The sequence below is a fragment of the Paracoccus seriniphilus genome (assembly GCF_028553745.1).
In the GTDB taxonomy this organism is placed as follows: Bacteria; Pseudomonadota; Alphaproteobacteria; order Rhodobacterales; family Rhodobacteraceae; genus Paracoccus; species Paracoccus seriniphilus.
Genome location: NZ_CP067130.1, coordinates 545,152 through 563,340 on the forward strand (window position 1 = coordinate 545,152; position 18,189 = coordinate 563,340).

Consider the following 18,189-nt stretch of genomic DNA (forward strand, 5'->3'; position numbering starts at 1 on the left):
GGGCCGACCCTACGGCCCGAAAGCGTATCCGACCCCATAGACCGAGCGGATCAGTTCCAGTCCCGGCACAAGCGCCTTCACCTTCACGCGGATATTCTTGATATGGCTGTCGATGGTGCGATCGAAGACATCGGCATCATCGGGAAAGGCCATCTCCAGAAGCTGCGCGCGCGAAAAGACGCGCCCCGGACGCCTGTGCAGCGTGTGCAGGATCTGAAATTCGCGCTTGGTCAGATCAAGCGATTTTCCCGCCAGCGTCGCACGCCAGCTTTCCGGGTCCATGACAAGACTGTTTTCCGGGCTCTCGACCCCTTGCGCAGGTGCGGTGCGTCGCAGGATTGCCTTGATGCGCGCGACCAGTTCACGGGGGCTGAAGGGCTTGCACAGATAATCATCCGCGCCCAGTTCCAAGCCCAGAAGACGGTCGATTTCCTCGACCCGCGCGGTTTCCATGATGATCGGCACGTCGCTTCTCGCGCGCAGTTCACGACAGATCGTCAGCCCGTCCTTGCCCGGCAGCATGATATCCAGCACCACCAGAGCGGGTTGCGCCGCCAGCACCCTCTCAACGGCATGGGTGCCATCCCACAGGATTTCCGCCTCCATTCCGGCCTGCGCCAGATAATCGCGAAGCACCTCGGCAAGATCAGGTTCATCCTCGATGATCATGATACGTTTGGGCGCGCTCATGCTTTCTCTCCATATGGCAGCGTCATGCAGATATGCAGCCCGCCCAGACGCGAGGGTGCGGCGGAAATCTGCCCGCCGTGGGCCTCAACAATGGCCTTGCAGATCGACAGTCCCAGCCCCGAGCCTCCCTTGGCGCGCGAACGCGAGGCCTCGCCGCGATGAAAGCGGTCGAACAGCCGCGACATCGAGGCCTCGGGCGGGGCCGGTGCGCTGTCGTCCACCGTCAGATAGGCCACATCCCTGCCTGCCCAGACCCGCATCCGGACCGTTCCCGGCGCATCGGTATAGCGCAGCGCATTGGACAGCAGATTGTCGATCACCTGCCCGATCCGGCCTGCATCGCAGGACAGGTGGATGGGCGAGGCGATCTCGGTGACCAGTTCCAGCCCGGCGGCGGCAAAACCCTCGCAGAACCCCTCGGCGGCGGTACGTGCGATCCGTGACAGATCGGCAGGGCCGCGATCAGCGATCAGGCTTTCCTCGCGCCAGGCGCTGAGCAGGCGCAGATCCGCGGTCAGCCGGGTCAGCCGCGCCACCGCATCCTCCATCGCGCCAAGGGTTTGCGGGTCGGCGCGCCGCACCCCGTCCTGCAGCGCCTCGATATGGGCGCGCAACACGGCCAGAGGGGTTTGCAGCTCATGGCTGGTATCCGAGACCCATTGCCGTTGCGCGCGCTCGGCCGCCTCAAGGCTTTCGGCCAGCGCATTATAGTGATCGATCAGCTGGCCCAGCTCATCATTGCCGCGGCGCGGAATGCGCGAGGCATATTCGCCCCCGGCCAGTCGCTTGGCGCCGCGTTCCAGCGCCCGGATCGGCACAAGGAAACCGCGCGACAGCAGCGCCGCCCCGATCCCGGACAGCAGCAATGCCAGCGCCGCCGTGTAAAGCAGCGCCCGGAACTGCGAGCGCAGGAAGAAAGTGTCAGTGCTGCTTTGAATCGCGCCCGGCGCAACAATGCCCAGCCATCCCAGCGGCGCGGCGTCCTTGTCCGCATCGTGGGCGGTGATCGCCAGTTTCTCGATATCCTGCCCCCTGGCCTGATCATCTCCGGCGATGACATTCCCCTTGGCGTCCAGCAGGACAAGTCGTCGGTCGATGGGCAATGGCGGTGCTGGATGACCCGGCGGCCCCGGCGGCTTCGCGGCCCCCTCTGGGGCTGGCGGCATGGCGGGCCCCGACGGGCCTCTTGCATCGGGGTTGTTGTCCCTCACGAAACGGTGCCAGGCTTCGGGATCATCGCGAAACTGCGGCCAGCCGCCCGCCTGCGCGTCATGGATTTGCGCCAGCGCCACAGCCAGCGGCGCATGCAGGTCAAGTTCCTCGCGCAGCAGATAGCGGGAAAACCCATCACGCATGCTGACGGCCACCAGCGTCGCCATGATCACGACGACCAGCAGGGCGGTCAGCGCAATGGCCCCGAACAAACGGTAGGCCAAGGGAAGATAGGGTGTTTTCATGGCGCGAATTGGCCCCGCGAATGTGAAGAAAGGATGGAGAAACATCCCGTCCCGGTCAATGCAAGGCGAATTTCACGCGCGCAAAGCCTGCAGGAAATGCGGGCGGGCAAGGCATTGTCGCGCAAACAGCCCAAATCGTGGCCACAACCGCAAAATTTCTGCCCGGCTACCCAATCGCTCCACATTCATCCGCCAGATTGCCACCCACAAGCGACATTCGGACCGAAGAAGGCGGATCACACCCATGACCATCAAGAGCATCAATGGCTGCATCGGCTGCGAGGAATGCGTGAAGTCATGCCCCTGCGACGTGCTGCGCATGGAAAATGGCCGGGCGGTGATCACCTATCCCGCCGATTGCCAGATCTGCCACCTCTGCCGGATGTATTGCCCCGTCGATGCCATCGAAATGGCCCCCGAGAAATCCATCCCCGTCATCACGCCCTGGGGGTAATGCCATGAAACCCGCTGCCCGTTTCCTTGCCATTCTTGCCGGTCTGGCCATTCTTGTCGGCCTGCCGATGCTGTTTTATGCGCTGGGTGGTGCGCCGCGCCGGTCGCTGTTGAAGGAATGCCTGTCCATCGCGACCTTCCTGTCCTTCGGCTTCATGATCGGCCAGTTCTTCCTGGCGCGGACAAACACCATGCTGATGGGGCTGTTCAAACCGATCACCGTGCAGAGGGTGCATAAGTCCATCGCCTATGGGGCCATCACCGTCATCGCGCTGCATCCCTTTCTGATTGTCCTGCCCCGCTATTTCGAAGGCGGGGTGAAGCCGCTGGATGCGTTCTGGACGATGATCACCAGTTTCGACAATCTGGGTATCCTGCTGGGGCTGGCCGCCTGGATCCTGATGATCGTCCTTGGCGTGACCGCCTATTTCCGCATGCGGATGCTTGGGCGATTTGCCACACGCTACCGGGGCTGGCGCTATTTTCATGGCGGACTGGCAGTCGTCTTCACGGCCGTGGCCGTCTGGCATGCGATTGATCTGGGCCGCCACATCCACAGCGCGATGACCGCATATTTCCTGACCCTGATCGTCATCGGCTTTGGCCTGCTTGCACGACTTTACTGGTCCGCACTGCCCAGGGCCCCGCTTGCGCAAACCCTTTCGGACGGAGTGCAATCATGACCGACACCCCAAATCGTCGTCAGTTTCTTGCCCTTGGCGGGGCCGGTATCGCCGCACTTGGCGCCGCCGTGGCATGGGCACAGAACAAGGTCGAATTCGATCCCGGCACGGTCACCAACAGCGATTACACCACCGATGTGCTGGTGATCGGCGGCGGCATGGCGGGGCTGTTCGCGGCCGTCAAGGCCCATGACGCCGGGGCGCGCACGATGATCGTTTCGAAGGGGCGGCTTGGTTCATCGGGGCTGACGCCCTTCGCCAAGGGTTTCTTCACCTTCGATCCCGCAACCGAAGAGCTGACCATCGACGAATTCGTCGCCAAGGTGCAGCGGTCGGCCCTTGGCACCGCGAACACGGTCTTCACGCGGCAACTGGCGGAAAACTCGGCTCAGCGCGCGGCGGAACTGAAGCAATGGGGTTTCTTCGATCAGGTGCTGGCCAACCGCCCCTTCATGAAGCCCATCGAGGAACGCGACATTCCCTTGCTTGAACGGGTGATGATCACCCATCTTGTCAAGGAGGACGGGCGCGTCGCCGGGGCTGCGGGCTTTCGCCTCGATCGCGAGGAAACGGTGACGCTTCGCGCCAGAACGGTGGTGCTGTGCACCGGCGCAGGCGGCTTCAAGCCCAGTGGCTTCCCGGTCTGTGACCTGACCCACGACGGCACGATCATGGGTTACGAGATCGGCGCCAAGGTCACGGGCAAGGAATGGAACGACGGCCATGGCACGCGCTCGGTGAACCCGGCGGCCTGTTTTGACAACTGGGGCGACATGTTCGAACGGGTGCCCGGAACCAATGGTGTCGAGGTGCATCACGACCTGGGTGTCGATATCAACTATCAGGCCTATATGGGCGGCAACCCCGTTCAGGGCGGCCCCGGCTCTCCTCCCGTGGAAGACGCGACATTGATTGCCGGTGGCCCGCAAATCCCGGAAGAATTCCAGCACCGGGAGGGCGGTCCGCCGCCCGGCGCGGATGGTGACGGCCCTCCGGGGGCACCTCCGGGTCGCGGCGGCGGGCCGGGTGGCCCCCCGCCGCCGGGATTTCACGTCGGCTCGACCATGGGCGGGGCCTCGGCGGGAATGGCCATCCACAAATCCGAAGGGCTGGTGCCGGTGAACGAAACCGGTCTCAGCACCGTGCCCGGCCTTTACGCGGCTGGCGATGCGCTTGGCAGCCATATGGCGGGCGGGATCTACACCCAGATCGGCTCATCCCTCGCGGGCTCGGCCGTGCAGGGCGCGATTGCGGGGGCGGCAGCGGCGGCCGAGGCAGCCACCCTGCCCGATCCGGTGGTTTCGAAGGCACGGATGGAGGCGATCAAGACCGATGTGCTTGCGCCACTCAGACGCGAGGCGGGCTATGGCCCGGCCTGGGTCACCCAGACCCTGCAAGGCATCATGATCCCGAATTTCGTCCTGTATATCAAGAAGGCCACGATGATGCAGGCGGCCCTGGCCTATATCGAGGAACTGCGAGATCACCACGCCCCGATGCTGCGCGCGGCAAACATGCATGAATTGCGTCTGGCGCATGAGACCCGCAACATGATCCTGAGCGCGGAAATGAAACTGCGCGCCTCGATGATGCGGACGGAAAGCCGGTGCAGCCATTACCGGCTGGATTACCCCGAGCCCGATGACAGGAACTGGCGCGCCTGGATCAATATTTATCGCGGTGCCGATGGCAGCATGCAGCTTGAGAAACAGCCGTTTGAAACCTGGGCCACACAGTCATGACATGCAGGTGCCGCGCATGACCGCTGTCCCGGGCAAACCGATCAGGCGTCGCGCCATGCTGGCAGGGCTGGCGGTGGCCTCATTTGCCGCCTGTGCCCAACCCGCCACGACCCCGGCATTCGCCGTCCAGCCCGGCGCGGCGGATCCGCTTGTCCGCTTCAGGCTGACCTCGGATGCCGATGCCGCGCAATGGGCCCGGCATCTGGATCTGGCGGTTCTGCAGCATGATCCGCAACTTCTGGCGCTGTCCGGCGGGGCCGAGGACGGAGCCTTCGGGGCCGGCGCGCTATGTGGCTGGTCGGAACATGGCGACCGGCCCCGCTTCGATATCGTCACCGGCGTGTCCAGCGGTGCCCTCATCGCGCCCTTCGCCTTTCTGGGGGCAAGCCATGACCCGGTCCTGTCGGCCATGTTCAACACCATCGATGCGCGCGACATCATGCGCTTCAACGGCACGACCCTGCTGAAGAATGGCGCGCTTTACGATACGACGCCGCTGGTCAGGATGATCAAGGCCTATACGCCCCCCGCGCTGATCGAACGGATCGCCGCAAGACATCGGGCTGGCGCGCGGCTGTTCGTTGTCACCTCGCATCTGGAAACCTCGCAGGCGGTGATCTGGAACATGGGCGAAATCGCGCAGGCGGGATGGCACAACCTGTTTCGCGCCGTCATCCGCGCCTCCAGCGCATTGCCGGGGATGTTTCCCGCCGTGACGCTGAAGGTCGGGCGCGGCAAGGCCGCACAAGAGGAAACCCATGTCGATGGTGGCGTGCATATGCAGTTTCTGGCCGCGCCCGATGCTGCCTTCGATCTGCCCCCGCGCAAGGGCAGCGGCGGTCATGCCTATCTGCTGATCAACAACACTCTGCAGCCCGCGCGGCAGAGGGCGGCGCATTCGGCGCTTGGCATCGCCCAGCAGGCCTTGACGACGATGGTGCGCGCCAGCGCCGCCAGCTCGGTCAATGCGGCGCGGATGCTGGCCAGGCGGCAGCGGCTGGGCTTTTCGGTCGCCAGCGTCGCGCCCGATCCCGACATCGTCTATGACCCCGATGACCGCTTTTCCAGCAGCTACATGCGGGCGCTGTTCAAACAGGGGCACGACAGGGCGCTGCAAGACAGGCTGTGGGCGGCATGAGATAGCCCTGAAGCCCGGCCGCGCACGCAAGAGACCCCGCATGAAGCAAACCATGCGGGGTCGTTTCGGATCAGGTCAGGTCAGCGACGATGGGCCAGTGCACCGGCAACCAGCACGACCAGCGCAATCGGCACCAGGATCTCGATCCCGATCCCGCGGGGATGCGGCGTGGCCACCGGCGCGGGTTGCAGTGCCGGCACAGGTGCCGGAACTTGCTGCGCATGAGATGACAGCGGGCCAAGCAGCGTTGCCGCGGCGACCATGATCGCCAGATATTTGCGACACATGTTGTTAATCCTCTTGATGTGATCATGACCCGCAGCCGGGGCCGCGGGTCATCTGCCAGATGCCGGTTCACCCCTTGGGGGGCGGCCCCTTGCGCATCTGCCCCATGGCCGCATCGATCTGATCGGCCGTCAGCTCGGGATTCTGATGCTGCAGACAGTCAATCAATGCGGCATGTTCTGCCTCGGACGGTTTTTCACCGGGGGCAGGCGGCTCGCCCAGACAGGCTTGCAATTGTGACGGGTCCAGATCCAATGCCTGGGCCACCGAATCCATCGGATGTGCCCCCTGCGCGTGAACGCATGAGGTCGCCACAGAGGAAAACTCCAATGCCGTCAACACGGCAAGGAACTTCAGGGACCAACGGGTCTTGCCTGCGCGAGCGCGCCTCGAACCGCTGTTCGATGTCGAAGGAATTCTGCCTGTCTGCTTCTTGATTTCGGGAAACACTGCTTTCTCCTCTTCTGGCCTTGAACAGCCTTGAGACCAGTATTCTGGCGCAGCTTTGAGGAGCAAATTTGCAGCAAATATGCATGGAGCATGCAGCGGATGGTTCCGTCCTGCCCTGTTGCGTGACAACGCAAGAACGGCTGCCCCGACTGCAATGACCCGGCGATTGCGGGGCGGGCCGCAGCCTTTCGCCCGCCCCGCTGCCCTTACTGCAGACTTTCGGCGTCGGAAGGCGACACGATCAGCCGGCGGGCGTCTCGCGTCTTCCATGCACTGTCAATATGCCAATCAAGCATTCGTTCCCTGAGCCGGGATTTCATCTGCTGACAGGCATCGTCCGCCCAGAGATTCCTGGTCTCGCCCGGGTCCGCCTCCAGATCGAACAACTGGCCTTCGGCCTGCCCCTGAAAAAGAACCAGCTTATGTGTCCGGGTCCGGATCATGGTCAGCAACTCGGCCCCGGTCATATTGACGTCGCCGCCCTGTTCGCAAAAGACCGCATCTCGGCCCGCAAAGGGTTTGTCTTCCAGCGCCGGATTCAGCGTTTCAGCCTCTAGCGTCGCATCGGGCGTGATCCCCGCCCATTCAAGGATCGTCGGCCCAAGGTCGAACAGTTGCACCAGCTCATCAACCTGCCGCCCGCCCGCAAAGCGTTCCGGCGCAGAGATGATCAGGGGAACGCGCGTGATCTGATCATAGGGCGCCCATTTCTGGCTGAGCCCGTGATCGCCCAGATTGTCTCCGTGGTCCGAAGTGAAGACGATAATGGTATTGTCCAGCCGTCCGCGTTCTTCCAATGTATCCAGAATCCGGCCAACCTGTGTGTCGATCATTTCGACATTCGCATAGTAATAGGCGCGCTGGCGATGCATTTCGTCCCGGGTCGGGTCCAGCTTCCATGAGACAGAGTCGTGATCGACCTCGACATCATGGTGACGCTTTTCCTTCCAGACCGGATGCAACCCGTCGAGTTCCGCCGCCGTCGGATCGGGCAGAGGCAGGTCGCGCCCCATGTATTTCTCGGCGATGTCCGGGGTCGGGTCATAGGGCGGATGCGGGCCGGGGAAGCCGACGACCAGAAACAGCGGCTCGACCACCGGTTTGCTCTCCAGCCACCATTTGGTGACGCCGCCAACGAAATTGTCTGAATGCAGCGCGGCGGGCAGATCCCATGTGAAGGCACCAAGACGGTCGCGGTAATCGTCCAGCAGGCGATAGGTTTCGCGCTGCTGCTTCTTCAGCCCATGGGTGCCAAGCGCCTTGTCCCATTCATCGAAGAACCAGCGCCCCTCCATATAGCGGTCCTTGTTTTCAACCACATAGCGTTCGTCAAAACCCGCCTTCGCGTCATAGGGGATCGTGTGCATCTTGCCGATACTGACGGTCCGATAGCCCGAGCGACGCAGATCATCGACCCATGTCCGGCTCCACGGCTGCCCATTGGCATAAACGCCATTGGTATGCGGATAATAGCCCGTGAACAGGCTGGCCCGGCAGGGCACGCAAGACGGGGCGGTGACATGGCATTGGGTAAAGGTCACGCCCCGATCAACCAGCCGATCAAGGTTTGGCGTGTCCATATGGTCAGACCCCAGGGCACGGATGGTGTCATAGCGCTGCTGGTCGGTGATGATGACAACGATATCCGGCCGGTTGTCGGGCGTGTTCATGGGTATAGTCCTTCAGATTTGCTTGGCATCGGGCGGAGAAAGCTGCAGTTCCATCAACCGGTCGGTCAGAACGTCGATATGCAACTGCATCGCGGTTCTGGCGGCTTCGGGCCTGCGGTTCTGCAAAGCGCGGAAAATGCGCTGGTGGTCATCGATCGTCCGGCGACGGTTTTCCGGGTTGCGGGTCTGGTCGTACCAGCGCGACCACAGGGCCGAATTGCGCATCCACCACAGATGAACCGCATAGGCCTCGATCACGCTATTGCCCGAGGCTGCCGCGATCAGCGCGTGAAATTCGGCATCCGCGGCGTCGAAGGCCGGAACATTGTGGATCGCCCCTTCCATCCGCTTGACGATGGCCGCCATCTCTTCGATCTGGGCTTCGGTGGCGCGGGTTGCGGCCAGATAGGCGGATTGCCCTTCGATCAGGCGGCGGGCCTCTAGCACCTCATAGGGCCCGGTTTCGCCCTTGACGGCAAGCTGACCGCCATCGGTATCCCGCAGGTGTTCACCCAGGACAAAGACCCCTGCGCCAACGCGAATTTCGATGAAGCGCATGATCTCCAGCGCCAGCAGGGCCTCGCGTATGGTGGTGCGGCTGACATCAAGCTGCTGGGACAGCTCGCGCTCGGGGGGCAGACGCTCACCCGCCTTGTAGGTGCCTTGGGTGATCTGATCGGCCAGATGCTGCGCGACCTGCAGGTAACGGCGGCCACCGCCGGGAAGGTCCAGAATGCTCATATTTGTCTCCTTCTTGCGGACAGACGTGCAGCCATAGGCGGCCAGGCCAGAGTGGCAAGGGACAGGATCAGAAACAGGATCGCCCAGGGACGGTCGAACAAGGCCAGCCAGTCCCCATCGGACAGCATCAGCGAGGCGCGAAGCTGCTCTTCGGCGATGGGCGACAGGACAAAGCCGATCACGAAAGGCCCAAGCGGCACACGAACCGCCTCGAGTCCCAGTCCGACAAGGCCAAAGCCGATCATCACCCAGACATCGTTGAAGCTGGAATTCGCGGCATAGGAGCCCAGCACGCAAAACATCAGGATCACACCCAGCAACCCGGCCTTGGGGATGCGGACCAGTTGCGCGATCCAGCGCACCGCGCCCCACATCAGGACCAGCATGACGATATTGGCCAGGAAATAGGCCGCAATGATGCCATAGGCGATCTCGGGCGAGTTCTGGAACAGCAATGGGCCAGGTTGCAGCTGATGGATGGTCAGCGCCCCGATCAGGATCGCCTCGGTCACGGAGCCGGGAATGCCCATGGTGATCAGCGGGATCAGGGCACCCCCGATGGCCGCATTATTGGCCGTTTCCCCCGCCACGATCCCGGGTTCATGGCCGGTGCCGAATTTCGCGGGGTCACGCGACAATTGCTTGCTGGTGGTATAGCTGACAAGCGCCGCGATATTGCCGCCAATGCCCGGCAGCAGCCCGACCCATGTTCCGATCAGCGATGACCGCAGCATGTTCGGCCCATGGGTGCGAAGGTCACGCATGTGGATCGGCAGACGCCCCTTTGGCACCTCGATCTTCTTCAATGGTGGCGCCGCCGCGTCCCGCAGGATCTGAGAGATCGCGAAGGCCCCGATCAGCACCGGCAACAGGCCAAAGCCGGACAGCAGAAAGTCGGTATCGAATGTCAGCCGGGCGCGGCCCACCGAATTGTCGATTCCGGGCAGCGCGAAGGCCATGCCCAGCACCGCCGCCAGAAGCCCCTTGACCAAAGACCCCTGCGTCAAGGCCGCCAGCATCACCAGAGCCATCAGCACAAGCGTGAAATATTCCCACGGCCCGAACTGTAACGCGAAACGCGCCAGGGCAGGCGACATTCCGGCCAGGAACATCCAGGACACCAGTCCACCCGCCACCGAGGCCATGATCCCCAGGGCAATCGCACGTTCGGCGCGCCCCGACCGGGCCATGGGATAGCCGTCAAAAGTCGTGACAATCGAGGCTGGCGTGCCGGGCATGCGCAGCAGGATCGCCGTGATCAACCCGCCCGAAATGCCGCCGACATATTCTCCGATCAGCAAGGTGATCGCGGCGACAGGCTCCATGTGAAAGGTCAGCGGCAGGGTCAGCGCGATCAGCATGGTTGCGGTCAGCCCCGGAATGGCACCGATGACAATGCCAAGCCCGGTGCCCAGCACCAGAAGCATCAGCAGATGCCAGTCGAAAAGAACGTGGAAAGCGTCAATCATTTTCAGCCGATCGCGATATAGAGAAAGTTCTGGAAAACCCAGGCCAGCACTGCCCCAAGCCCCGCGCCCAGCAATGCATAGAACAGGCCTGCGCGCAGATTGAGGCCGGTCAGGATCAGCCCGATCGCGCCAAGAAAGGCGCTGCTGGCGATCCAGAATGGCAGCCGCAGCAGATCAAGCGCGGCCACATAGAGAACCAGCGCCACAAAGGTCAGCACCGACCGGCTGCGACGGGTGTCGCTGACCGGTTTTGCCATCGCGGAGGCCTCGGCAGGCCGATGGCGCAGGGACAGCAGCGCCTTTGCCGCGATGATCAGCGCACAAATGGTCAGACCCGATCCCAGGATGCGCGGCATGGCTGCCGATCCCAGCGGCTCGAACCGGGGGGGCGGCAGATCCGCCGCGCCAATGAATAAAAGCAACGCGCCGATCAGGCAGACCACGGCCAGCGCCATGTCTCCGGTGATGCGCCAGTTGTCAGGCGTCATATCCGCCCCTCCCCATAGGTGATCCGGGTCCGGCGGCCTGCCCGCCCGGAATGTGCCAGCATTCAGCCGATGGTGGCTGCGATCGACTTCAGTTGCTCCAGCGTCTGACGGGCATCGGCCATGGAATCCTCGCCATTCACCCAATAGGCTTCCAGCGTGTTTTCCTCGAAATACTGGACGATTTCGGGGTCAGCGATTGCCTTTTCCAGCGCCGCGCCGATCGCCGCGACATGTTCGTCAGGCGTGTCGGCGGGGGCCAGCCACCAGTTCGGATTGGCCCATGTCACGTCATAGCCAAGCTCGGTCGCCGTGGGGACATCGGGCATCTGCGCCAGGCGCTCGGTCCCGAAATAGACCAGCGGACGCAGGTTTTCGCCCTGTGACAGATATTCCGACGCGGCGAACAGCGCGATATCGGCATTGCCGCCAAGGATCAGGCGCAGCCGGTCAGACCCGGAATTGGCGGTGACATAGCGCGTTTCAAAACCCGCCGACTGTGCCAGCATCGCACCGACGAAATGGGGAATGGTTCCGATGCCTACGGCCTCGACCAGGCCGCGCGGATTGTCCTTGAGATAGGCAATCAGCTCGTCCAGCGTCTGATAGGGGCTGTCCTCATGCACCGCCCAGATCGGGCTGCCGCCGCCGGTGTAGCCAATCGATTTGAACTGGTCGAGCGAGAAATTCCCCAGTTCCATCGCGATGGCGATCAGCAACTGGTGCTGCCAATGCAGGATGGTGTGGCCATCGGCGGGGTCGCGTTTCATCATGTTGACGGCATTGGCACCTGCCCCGCCATCCGCATTCACGATGGCGATCGGCTGTGGCAGCCAGTCGTTTTCCTTGATCTTCTCGGCCAGCATCCGCGCCACCAGATCGGTCCGACCACCCGGCTTGAAAGGCACGCAGATCTTGATCGGGCGCGACGGGAATGTCTGCGCCATCGCCTGACCGCCGGAAAGCACTCCTCCCGCCAGGGCGACGCCTGCACCGATGGTAAAGACCCGGCGGCTGACGCCGGGCATTGCAATCTTGGACATTTCTTTCCCTCCCATTGCGATTGAACGCTCTTGCGAAAAATCGGTCCAACCAATATGGATTAATTAAATACTTTGTACAGTCCAATTTTCAAAGGCCATGAAAAAAACTCGATGACAGCAGAAAACAGCACCCGCCCCGATATCGTCATGATCATGACCGACCAGCATGCGGCACGCATTCTTGGCTGCGCGGGCGATCCCTTCGCGCACACGCCTTCGCTGGACGCCCTGGCCGGTGAGGGCACGCGGTTTGACAACTGCTACTGCCCCTCTCCGCTTTGCGTGCCGTCGCGGATGGCGTTCCTGTCCGGGCTGGAGCCGCATGTCTCGGGCGTGCTTGGCAATGACGACTATCTGCCATCGGACATCCCGACGCTTGCCCATGCGCTCGGGGCGGCGGGATATGACTGCCAGCTTGTCGGACGGATGCATTTCTATGGTCCCGATCAGACCCATGGCTTCAACCGCCCCATTGGTGATATCGGTGCCAGCTGGCCCGGCGCAGCTCCGCCCGATATCGGCCCATTGACCAGAGGCCGGGGCAATCGCGGACCAGAGCTGGAACATTCAGGGCCGGGAGAGACCTCTTATCAAGCCTATGATCAGGCGGTGATCGAACAGGCGATCAAGACATTGGACCAGTTGATCCGCCAGCGCGAACAGACGGGACGCCCCTATTTCTGCCTGATCTCGCTGTTTTGTCCGCATCCGCCCTATATCGCGCGGCGCGAGGATTTCGATCAATTTGCGGATCGCCTTCCCCCGCCCCGCTTGGCTGCACCACGGGTCGAACACCCGGCCATTGCCGCATGGCGCAGCGCAGGCAAGACCGACGAGGTCAGCGCCACAGCGGTCGCGGCCAGCCGCGCGGCCTATTACGGGCTGGTCCGGATGGTCGACCGGCTGTCGGGAAAAGTCCTTGATCGGGTGGCCGGGCGCAACAACACGCTGTCCATCTATGCTTCCGATCACGGAGAGGCGCTGGGGGAACGCGGGCTTTGGTGGAAAAGCACGATGTATGATGAAAGCGCCAAGGTGCCGCTGATCATGCGCGGCCCCGGCTTTGAACCCGGCGTGACCGATCGGCGCGTTGCAAATCTCATGGATCTTTCGGCAACCATTCTTGCGATGGCAGGCGCGGCATTGCCGGGACATTGCGGGCATGATCTGCGCTCAGACGGATCGCCCCAGATTTCTTTCAGCAGCTATTATGGCGGGCTGATGAACATTGCCTTGCCGCCGCAACGTCACCGCATGCTGCGCAAGGGCCGCTGGAAGATCACCTGGTTCGACGGGCAGGCCCCGATGCTGTTCGACATGCAGGCCGACCCCGACGAAACCGGCGATCTTGCCGACAGTCCCGACCATTGTGACACCCTGCTGGAACTGTCCCGTGACCTATTGGCAGGCTGGGATCCGGCTCGGTTGGCGCGGGTGCAAAGGTGCAAGGCCGAACGCATCGCCGTGATCCGCGACTGGGTGAAGGTCACGCATCCGGCGGAACCATATCGCTGGATCGACCCCGACAAGGCGCGTAACCGCTATGAGTGAAACCTTCCTGTGAAAGGGCAGCAACTGATCGCAGGATTGCCCTATCGCCTCGGCGCGCGGTCACACAGGTCACGACCGCCCTGCCATCGCAATAGCCATGCCCCGCCGCCGGGGTTCCCGCTGACGCAATTGCCGACCGCTTTTCAGCAGCTTGGCAATTTCGGGCGCCTGCTGAACGGTCCGTCGCTCTGGATGAAACGGGACGATCTGTCCGGGCTTGAAGGCGGCGGAACCGCACCTTTCGCGCACCACGACAGCGACGGGACCCGGATCTTCATTTCTATGGAGAGGATTTGGTGGTTTGGAAGGAAAGACCCGTTCAGTGCTCACCTTGGTCCCGTGCATCCGACATCAGCGCGACCGCCTTTTCCAGATCACCCTGAAACAATGCCCGCCCCTGCGCCGCGGCCTGCGGATCGCGCAGACGCAGCAGATAGGCCGGGTGCAGGGTGATCAGGACTGGCAAACCGGATATCGTGCGCTCTATCCCACCTCGTCGTGACAGGATGCCATCGCGCTTGCCGGTCAGGGATTCTGCCGCCGTGGCACCCATGGCAAGGATCAGCTTCGGTTTGACCCGAGCGATCTCTGCGTCCAGCCACCAGCGGCAATGGTGGATCTCTGACATATCGGGGCGCTGATGCAGACGCCGCTTGCCGCGCGGGACAAATTTGAAATGCTTGACCGCATTGGTGACATAGGCCTGCTGCCGGTCAAGCCCGGCAATGGCCGCGATCTCGTCAAATATCTGCCCCGCCGGTCCGACAAGGGGCTTGCCGCCGAGATCCTCCAGATCGCCGGGCTGTTCGCCGACGATCATCAGGTCGGCATCACCCGGCCCTTCGCCAGGAACCGCCTGAGTCGCATTCCGGTGCAGCGGGCAGCGGGTGCAGGCGGCAATCGCGGCGGGCAAGGCATCGCCAGAGCCATCCCATGCAGACCGCCATTCGGCCAATCCGGCCTGAACCTGCCCCATACGCGCGGGCGGCAGTGACGGTGCCGCCTCTGCCATCTCGCGCGCCCGCGCGGGCGCCTGGGCGATCAGATCAGGGATGGATGCGGCCTCGGGCAGGTTCTTCCAGTATTTCCTTGGCATCTCCGATTGCATTGCCTTCACCTTCAGGCGGGCCGGATTGAAGATGTTGCGGAAATAGGTAACCCAAAGCTGCTCGCCTGCGTCATCTGGCAGATCCGGTTTCTTGTGACCTTCCTGAAACGTCAGCTGACCGTTTTCAAATATCGCCGACACATCGGGTGTCAGGATGCGCCAATCCATGTCTGCGAACCGACGCACAAAGAAATCCGCCGTGGGTTCGACGCTGTGATGTGTCGGCTCGAACCACGCGGCAAAGGAACGACGGGCGTCATCGGCCGCGCCGATGTCGCGGAATCTGACAAAGGCTTTCATCTTGTGCTGGCAGCGCCGCACGTTTTTTTCCATTGCACGCAATCGGGACAGGTCAGCATCGGCGCGATCCGCCATCAACTGTGGCGCGTCCTTCAGCCGCCACAAGAACCCATACAACCGCGCGAAACGTTCAGGATCCTTATGCCAGACCACCGTCTGCGCCATCGAGACAAAGCTGCGCGGAACCGATGGCCTGCCCTGTGCAGATGCCGTGACGTCGGTGCCGAAAAGATCGGGTGCCAAGGCCACATCGCCCCAGATGATCTGATCTGGCGGCACGCCCGCCGCCAGAAACCGGCGCGCGGCATTGCGCCAATGGGTTGCGGCGCCGATGGCAGGAATGACCGCCCGCTGCATCAGAACAGCGTCAATTGCCGCGGCGGCGGGGTGAACCGCGCCCGCAGATTGGCGCTGTCGGTCAGACTGCCGGGGGACCATCCGCCCGCCGTTATGAATGCGCGGGACTTTTTCATCGAAGCCCCCATGCGCAACAGATCCTCATAGCGCAGCGCCCGATAGCGCCGGGTCGACAGGATGCGATTGACGGTCCTGACCCCGAACCCCGGCACCCGCAGCAACATTTCTCGGCTGGCCCGGTTCACATCCATCGGGAAAACCTCTCGATGGGCCAACGCCCATGCAAGCTTGGGATCGATCTCAAGATCAAGATTGCCGTCCAAGGTCACCGAGGTGATCTCATCCAGCTGAAAGTCGTAAAAGCGCAGCAGCCAGTCGGCCTGATAAAGCCTGTGTTCACGTTGCAGCGGCGGCCGGATCAGAGGCAGCTTGGAGGAACTGTCGGGAATGGGCGAAAAGGCCGAATAATACACCCGTTTCAGTTTGTAGCTGGAATAGAGCCGCGTCGATTGCCCCAGGACCGTGGCATCATTTGAGCCATCCGCGCCAATGATCATCTGCGTGGATTGGCCTGCCGGAGCAAACCGAGGGAGCCGCTTTCCGGTAAAGGATTTCTCTTTGCCCGCGTCCTTTCGCAACCGGAAATCCGCCATTGCCTTGCGGATCTGTTCGGGCTTTTTCTCGGGCGCAAATCTCTGCACGGCCGCATCGGTGGGCAGTTCGACATTGATCGACAGACGGTCGGCCAGCAGCCCGGCTTCGGCGATCAGCTCGGGGGCGGCATCGGGGATGGTTTTCAGGTGGATATAGCCACGAAAATTCTCTTCATGGCGCAGTTTTCGGGCGATCCGCACCATATCGGACATGGTTGCGTCGGGGGACCGGATCACGCCAGAGGACAGGAACAACCCTTCGATATAGTTGCGACGATAGAATTCGACGGTCAGGCTGACCACCTCATCCACGCTGAAACGCGCGCGGGACACGTTCGATGACACCCGGTTGATGCAATAGCTGCAATCATAGATGCAGAAATTCGTCATCAGGATTTTCAGCAGACTGATACAGCGGCCATCCGGCGCGTAGGCATGACAAATGCCGCTGCCCGCGTTCGATCCCAGACCCTTGCCGTCCCGAGAGTCCCGCCTGGTCGACCCCGAGGATGCGCAGGACGCATCATATTTCGCCGCATCACTGAGAATCGCCAGTTTCTGATCAAGAGTTTGCTTTGCCATATGTTCTACATATGTTCTAAATTCACCCTTGTCATCAATCTGGTTTGATCAAGTTCCGATAAAGTGATCCATCTGCCCATCGCCCGAACGGACCGGCACCACGAATAAAGGCTGGATGAACGCCAGACCGAGAGGGCAGAATGCAAGAAGGCGGCCCGAAGGCCGCCTCCATCTGGCATTTCAAGACCCGATCCGGGTTCAGTATACGCCGTATGTGGTCTCATCCAGCCGGTCATAGATTTCCGAGCGTGCAAGCTGCGCAAGCGCATCGACATCGGTCGTGTCCACATCGGCAAGCAGGCCGTCCCATTTATCAACCAGCGCCTTGAAAGAGGTGAGGATCGCTTCCGGATCTTCAATCCCGCGCTCTTTCGCATTGGCGATCAGCGTGGCTTCATCGGCAATCACAAACTCGGCCAGCGCTTCTTGCAGAGAGGCGTCCGGGTCTACGACGGTCATCCCGTTCTCTTGCGCAGATTGGACGGCCTTGGTGACATCCTTGTCGAACTCGACGCGGTGCTCGGCCAGGTAATAGGCCATTTGATTGAACAGCACGCGGCGGTTTTCGGGCGAGATCGACTGCCAGAAGGCGACGTTATAACCCCATTCGAAGCCTGCGTAATAATTGCCAATCTCAAGGGTGTTCATGTCGGTGACGACATCCTTGAGGCTGAAGCTGTCCAGCGCGTCTGCCGCTGCCACGGCACAATCCAGCGAGCCCGCGTCCAGCCCCGTATACATCTCGCTTGATGGCATCGAAACCGGAACCGCGCCGACATGTTCTGCAAAGCGCGACCAGGCACCGCCCGCCATGCGCAGGCGTTTGCCCTTGATGTCTTCCAGCGTGCGGATCGGTGTGTTGCACTGCATGAAATATTGCGAGGTCGAATAGCCGCCGCCATAGACCACGCCATTGGCCTTCCACTCGGCCTGTTGGGCAGGATTGGTCAGTCCGAATTCGGTCGAGGCAAAGGCCATGACCAGCGGATCGGTGTTGTAAAAGGCCATGTTGCCGATGAGATTGTCGATCGGCAGCTCGGACGGGGTATAGGTTCCGGCATGATAGGTGACCTGGGCAACCCCGTCGCGCACCCCTTGCAGGGAAGATGCGGGCGGCAGCAGCGATCCGGCCGAGAAAACCGTGAACTCGATTTCCCCATTCGTCTCTTCTGCGACCTTCTTCGCAAATTCGACATAGGGGCCGCGGACCATTGAATGGCGTTCGGCAAAGAAATGGTTTGCATTATAACTGTCGGCAGTCGCGGCGGTGGTCATCATTGCCATCGCAAGCGCCGCAGATCCAAGTATCGACGTCATGTTCACAGGTTTCCT

The 18,189-nt window shown here is 62.1% G+C and carries 17 protein-coding genes; 5 read left to right on the forward strand and 12 right to left on the reverse strand.

The window, feature by feature from the left end; translation table 11 throughout:
• Window positions 1–9: 9 nt before the first annotated feature.
• Both JHW44_RS16185 and JHW44_RS16190 read right to left on the reverse strand, forming a co-directional pair.
• A complete protein-coding gene (locus tag JHW44_RS16185; RefSeq protein ID WP_089344382.1) occupies window positions 10–690 on the reverse strand; it encodes a response regulator in 681 nt (226 codons plus the stop codon).
• A complete protein-coding gene (locus JHW44_RS16190) occupies window positions 687–2,147 on the reverse strand; it encodes an ATP-binding protein (RefSeq protein WP_179217714.1) in 1,461 nt (486 codons plus the stop codon). Before JHW44_RS16190 ends, JHW44_RS16185 begins: the two co-directional genes overlap by 4 nt.
• A 244-nt stretch (window positions 2,148–2,391) precedes the next feature.
• Between JHW44_RS16190 and JHW44_RS16195 the strand changes: the two genes are divergently transcribed.
• The 4 genes from JHW44_RS16195 to JHW44_RS16210 are packed head-to-tail and all read left to right on the forward strand — an operon-like array spanning window position 2,392 to window position 6,163.
• On the forward strand, window positions 2,392–2,601 hold the full coding sequence (locus JHW44_RS16195) for an RNA polymerase alpha/RpoL/Rpb11 family protein (protein WP_089344384.1): 210 nt from the start codon (window positions 2,392–2,394) through the stop codon (window positions 2,599–2,601).
• 4 nt (window positions 2,602–2,605) lie between these two features.
• On the forward strand, window positions 2,606–3,283 hold the full coding sequence (locus JHW44_RS16200; protein ID WP_179217715.1) for a ferric reductase-like transmembrane domain-containing protein: 678 nt from the start codon (window positions 2,606–2,608) through the stop codon (window positions 3,281–3,283).
• Complete coding sequence (locus JHW44_RS16205) at window positions 3,280–5,025, forward strand: FAD-dependent oxidoreductase (protein WP_089344386.1); 1,746 nt, start codon at window positions 3,280–3,282, stop codon at window positions 5,023–5,025. The genes JHW44_RS16200 and JHW44_RS16205 overlap by 4 nt, the downstream gene beginning before the upstream one ends.
• Window positions 5,026–5,041: 16 nt before the next feature.
• Window positions 5,042–6,163 (forward strand): patatin-like phospholipase family protein, encoded by a 1,122-nt coding sequence (locus tag JHW44_RS16210; protein WP_179217716.1) that lies wholly within the window; start codon window positions 5,042–5,044, stop codon window positions 6,161–6,163.
• An 80-nt stretch (window positions 6,164–6,243) separates the two neighbouring features.
• Here the strand turns inward: JHW44_RS16210 and JHW44_RS16215 are convergent, their stop codons facing one another.
• The 7 genes from JHW44_RS16215 to JHW44_RS16245 form a co-directional block, all read right to left on the reverse strand.
• Window positions 6,244–6,450, reverse strand: a complete 207-nt coding sequence (locus JHW44_RS16215) for a hypothetical protein (protein WP_089344388.1) — start codon at window positions 6,448–6,450, stop codon at window positions 6,244–6,246.
• A gap of 67 nt (window positions 6,451–6,517) precedes the next feature.
• Complete coding sequence (locus JHW44_RS16220; protein ID WP_143811457.1) at window positions 6,518–6,724, reverse strand: hypothetical protein; 207 nt, start codon at window positions 6,722–6,724, stop codon at window positions 6,518–6,520.
• A 380-nt stretch (window positions 6,725–7,104) separates the two neighbouring features.
• Entirely contained in the window at window positions 7,105–8,568 is a 1,464-nt protein-coding gene (locus JHW44_RS16225; protein WP_089344390.1) for a sulfatase family protein, read from the reverse strand.
• Window positions 8,569–8,580: 12 nt separating this feature from the next.
• Complete coding sequence (locus JHW44_RS16230; protein WP_089344391.1) at window positions 8,581–9,309, reverse strand: FadR/GntR family transcriptional regulator; 729 nt, start codon at window positions 9,307–9,309, stop codon at window positions 8,581–8,583.
• Entirely contained in the window at window positions 9,306–10,778 is a 1,473-nt protein-coding gene (locus JHW44_RS16235; protein ID WP_089344392.1) for a tripartite tricarboxylate transporter permease, read from the reverse strand. Before JHW44_RS16235 ends, JHW44_RS16230 begins: the two co-directional genes overlap by 4 nt.
• 2 nt (window positions 10,779–10,780) lie before the next feature.
• Window positions 10,781–11,266, reverse strand: coding sequence for a tripartite tricarboxylate transporter TctB family protein (locus JHW44_RS16240; protein WP_089344393.1), 486 nt, complete (start codon window positions 11,264–11,266; stop codon window positions 10,781–10,783).
• A 62-nt stretch (window positions 11,267–11,328) separates the two neighbouring features.
• Window positions 11,329–12,306: a Bug family tripartite tricarboxylate transporter substrate binding protein gene (locus tag JHW44_RS16245; protein ID WP_179217717.1), complete on the reverse strand. Its 978-nt coding sequence runs from the start codon at window positions 12,304–12,306 to the stop codon at window positions 11,329–11,331.
• Window positions 12,307–12,417: 111 nt separating this feature from the next.
• On the opposite strand from JHW44_RS16245, the gene JHW44_RS16250 reads away from it, so the two are divergent.
• Window positions 12,418–13,857 carry a sulfatase-like hydrolase/transferase gene (locus JHW44_RS16250; protein WP_089344395.1) on the forward strand — a complete coding sequence of 480 codons (1,440 nt, stop codon included), beginning with the start codon at window positions 12,418–12,420 and terminating at the stop codon, window positions 13,855–13,857.
• A 319-nt stretch (window positions 13,858–14,176) separates the two neighbouring features.
• Here the strand turns inward: JHW44_RS16250 and JHW44_RS16255 are convergent, their stop codons facing one another.
• The 3 genes from JHW44_RS16255 to JHW44_RS16265 form a co-directional block, all read right to left on the reverse strand.
• A complete protein-coding gene (locus tag JHW44_RS16255) occupies window positions 14,177–15,622 on the reverse strand; it encodes a UdgX family uracil-DNA binding protein (RefSeq protein WP_089344396.1) in 1,446 nt (481 codons plus the stop codon).
• Window positions 15,622–16,857, reverse strand: coding sequence for a putative DNA modification/repair radical SAM protein (locus tag JHW44_RS16260; protein WP_089344397.1), 1,236 nt, complete (start codon window positions 16,855–16,857; stop codon window positions 15,622–15,624). The genes JHW44_RS16255 and JHW44_RS16260 overlap by 1 nt, the downstream gene beginning before the upstream one ends.
• Before the next feature lie 198 nt (window positions 16,858–17,055).
• Complete coding sequence (locus JHW44_RS16265; protein WP_089344398.1) at window positions 17,056–18,174, reverse strand: C4-dicarboxylate TRAP transporter substrate-binding protein; 1,119 nt, start codon at window positions 18,172–18,174, stop codon at window positions 17,056–17,058.
• Between the last annotated feature and the right edge of the window lie 15 nt (window positions 18,175–18,189).

Bases quoted from the DNA above. Each gene is read 5' to 3' on its own strand.
- JHW44_RS16205 (WP_089344386.1), top strand. From the start codon at position 3,280: ATGACCGACACCCCAAATCGTCGTCAGTTTCTTGCCCTTGGCGGGGCC.
- JHW44_RS16240 (WP_089344393.1), bottom strand. From the start codon at position 11,266: ATGACGCCTGACAACTGGCGCATCACCGGAGACATGGCGCTGGCCGTG.
- JHW44_RS16230 (WP_089344391.1), bottom strand. From the start codon at position 9,309: ATGAGCATTCTGGACCTTCCCGGCGGTGGCCGCCGTTACCTGCAGGTC.
- JHW44_RS16265 (WP_089344398.1), bottom strand. From the start codon at position 18,174: ATGACGTCGATACTTGGATCTGCGGCGCTTGCGATGGCAATGATGACC.
- JHW44_RS16200 (WP_179217715.1), top strand. From the start codon at position 2,606: ATGAAACCCGCTGCCCGTTTCCTTGCCATTCTTGCCGGTCTGGCCATT.
- JHW44_RS16225 (WP_089344390.1), bottom strand. From the start codon at position 8,568: ATGAACACGCCCGACAACCGGCCGGATATCGTTGTCATCATCACCGAC.
- JHW44_RS16185 (WP_089344382.1), bottom strand. From the start codon at position 690: ATGAGCGCGCCCAAACGTATCATGATCATCGAGGATGAACCTGATCTT.
- JHW44_RS16220 (WP_143811457.1), bottom strand. From the start codon at position 6,724: ATGGATTCGGTGGCCCAGGCATTGGATCTGGACCCGTCACAATTGCAA.
- JHW44_RS16250 (WP_089344395.1), top strand. From the start codon at position 12,418: ATGACAGCAGAAAACAGCACCCGCCCCGATATCGTCATGATCATGACC.
- JHW44_RS16195 (WP_089344384.1), top strand. From the start codon at position 2,392: ATGACCATCAAGAGCATCAATGGCTGCATCGGCTGCGAGGAATGCGTG.
- JHW44_RS16235 (WP_089344392.1), bottom strand. From the start codon at position 10,778: ATGATTGACGCTTTCCACGTTCTTTTCGACTGGCATCTGCTGATGCTT.
- JHW44_RS16260 (WP_089344397.1), bottom strand. From the start codon at position 16,857: ATGGCAAAGCAAACTCTTGATCAGAAACTGGCGATTCTCAGTGATGCG.
- JHW44_RS16190 (WP_179217714.1), bottom strand. From the start codon at position 2,147: ATGAAAACACCCTATCTTCCCTTGGCCTACCGTTTGTTCGGGGCCATT.
- JHW44_RS16215 (WP_089344388.1), bottom strand. From the start codon at position 6,450: ATGTGTCGCAAATATCTGGCGATCATGGTCGCCGCGGCAACGCTGCTT.
- JHW44_RS16245 (WP_179217717.1), bottom strand. From the start codon at position 12,306: ATGTCCAAGATTGCAATGCCCGGCGTCAGCCGCCGGGTCTTTACCATC.
- JHW44_RS16210 (WP_179217716.1), top strand. From the start codon at position 5,042: ATGACCGCTGTCCCGGGCAAACCGATCAGGCGTCGCGCCATGCTGGCA.
- JHW44_RS16255 (WP_089344396.1), bottom strand. From the start codon at position 15,622: ATGCAGCGGGCGGTCATTCCTGCCATCGGCGCCGCAACCCATTGGCGC.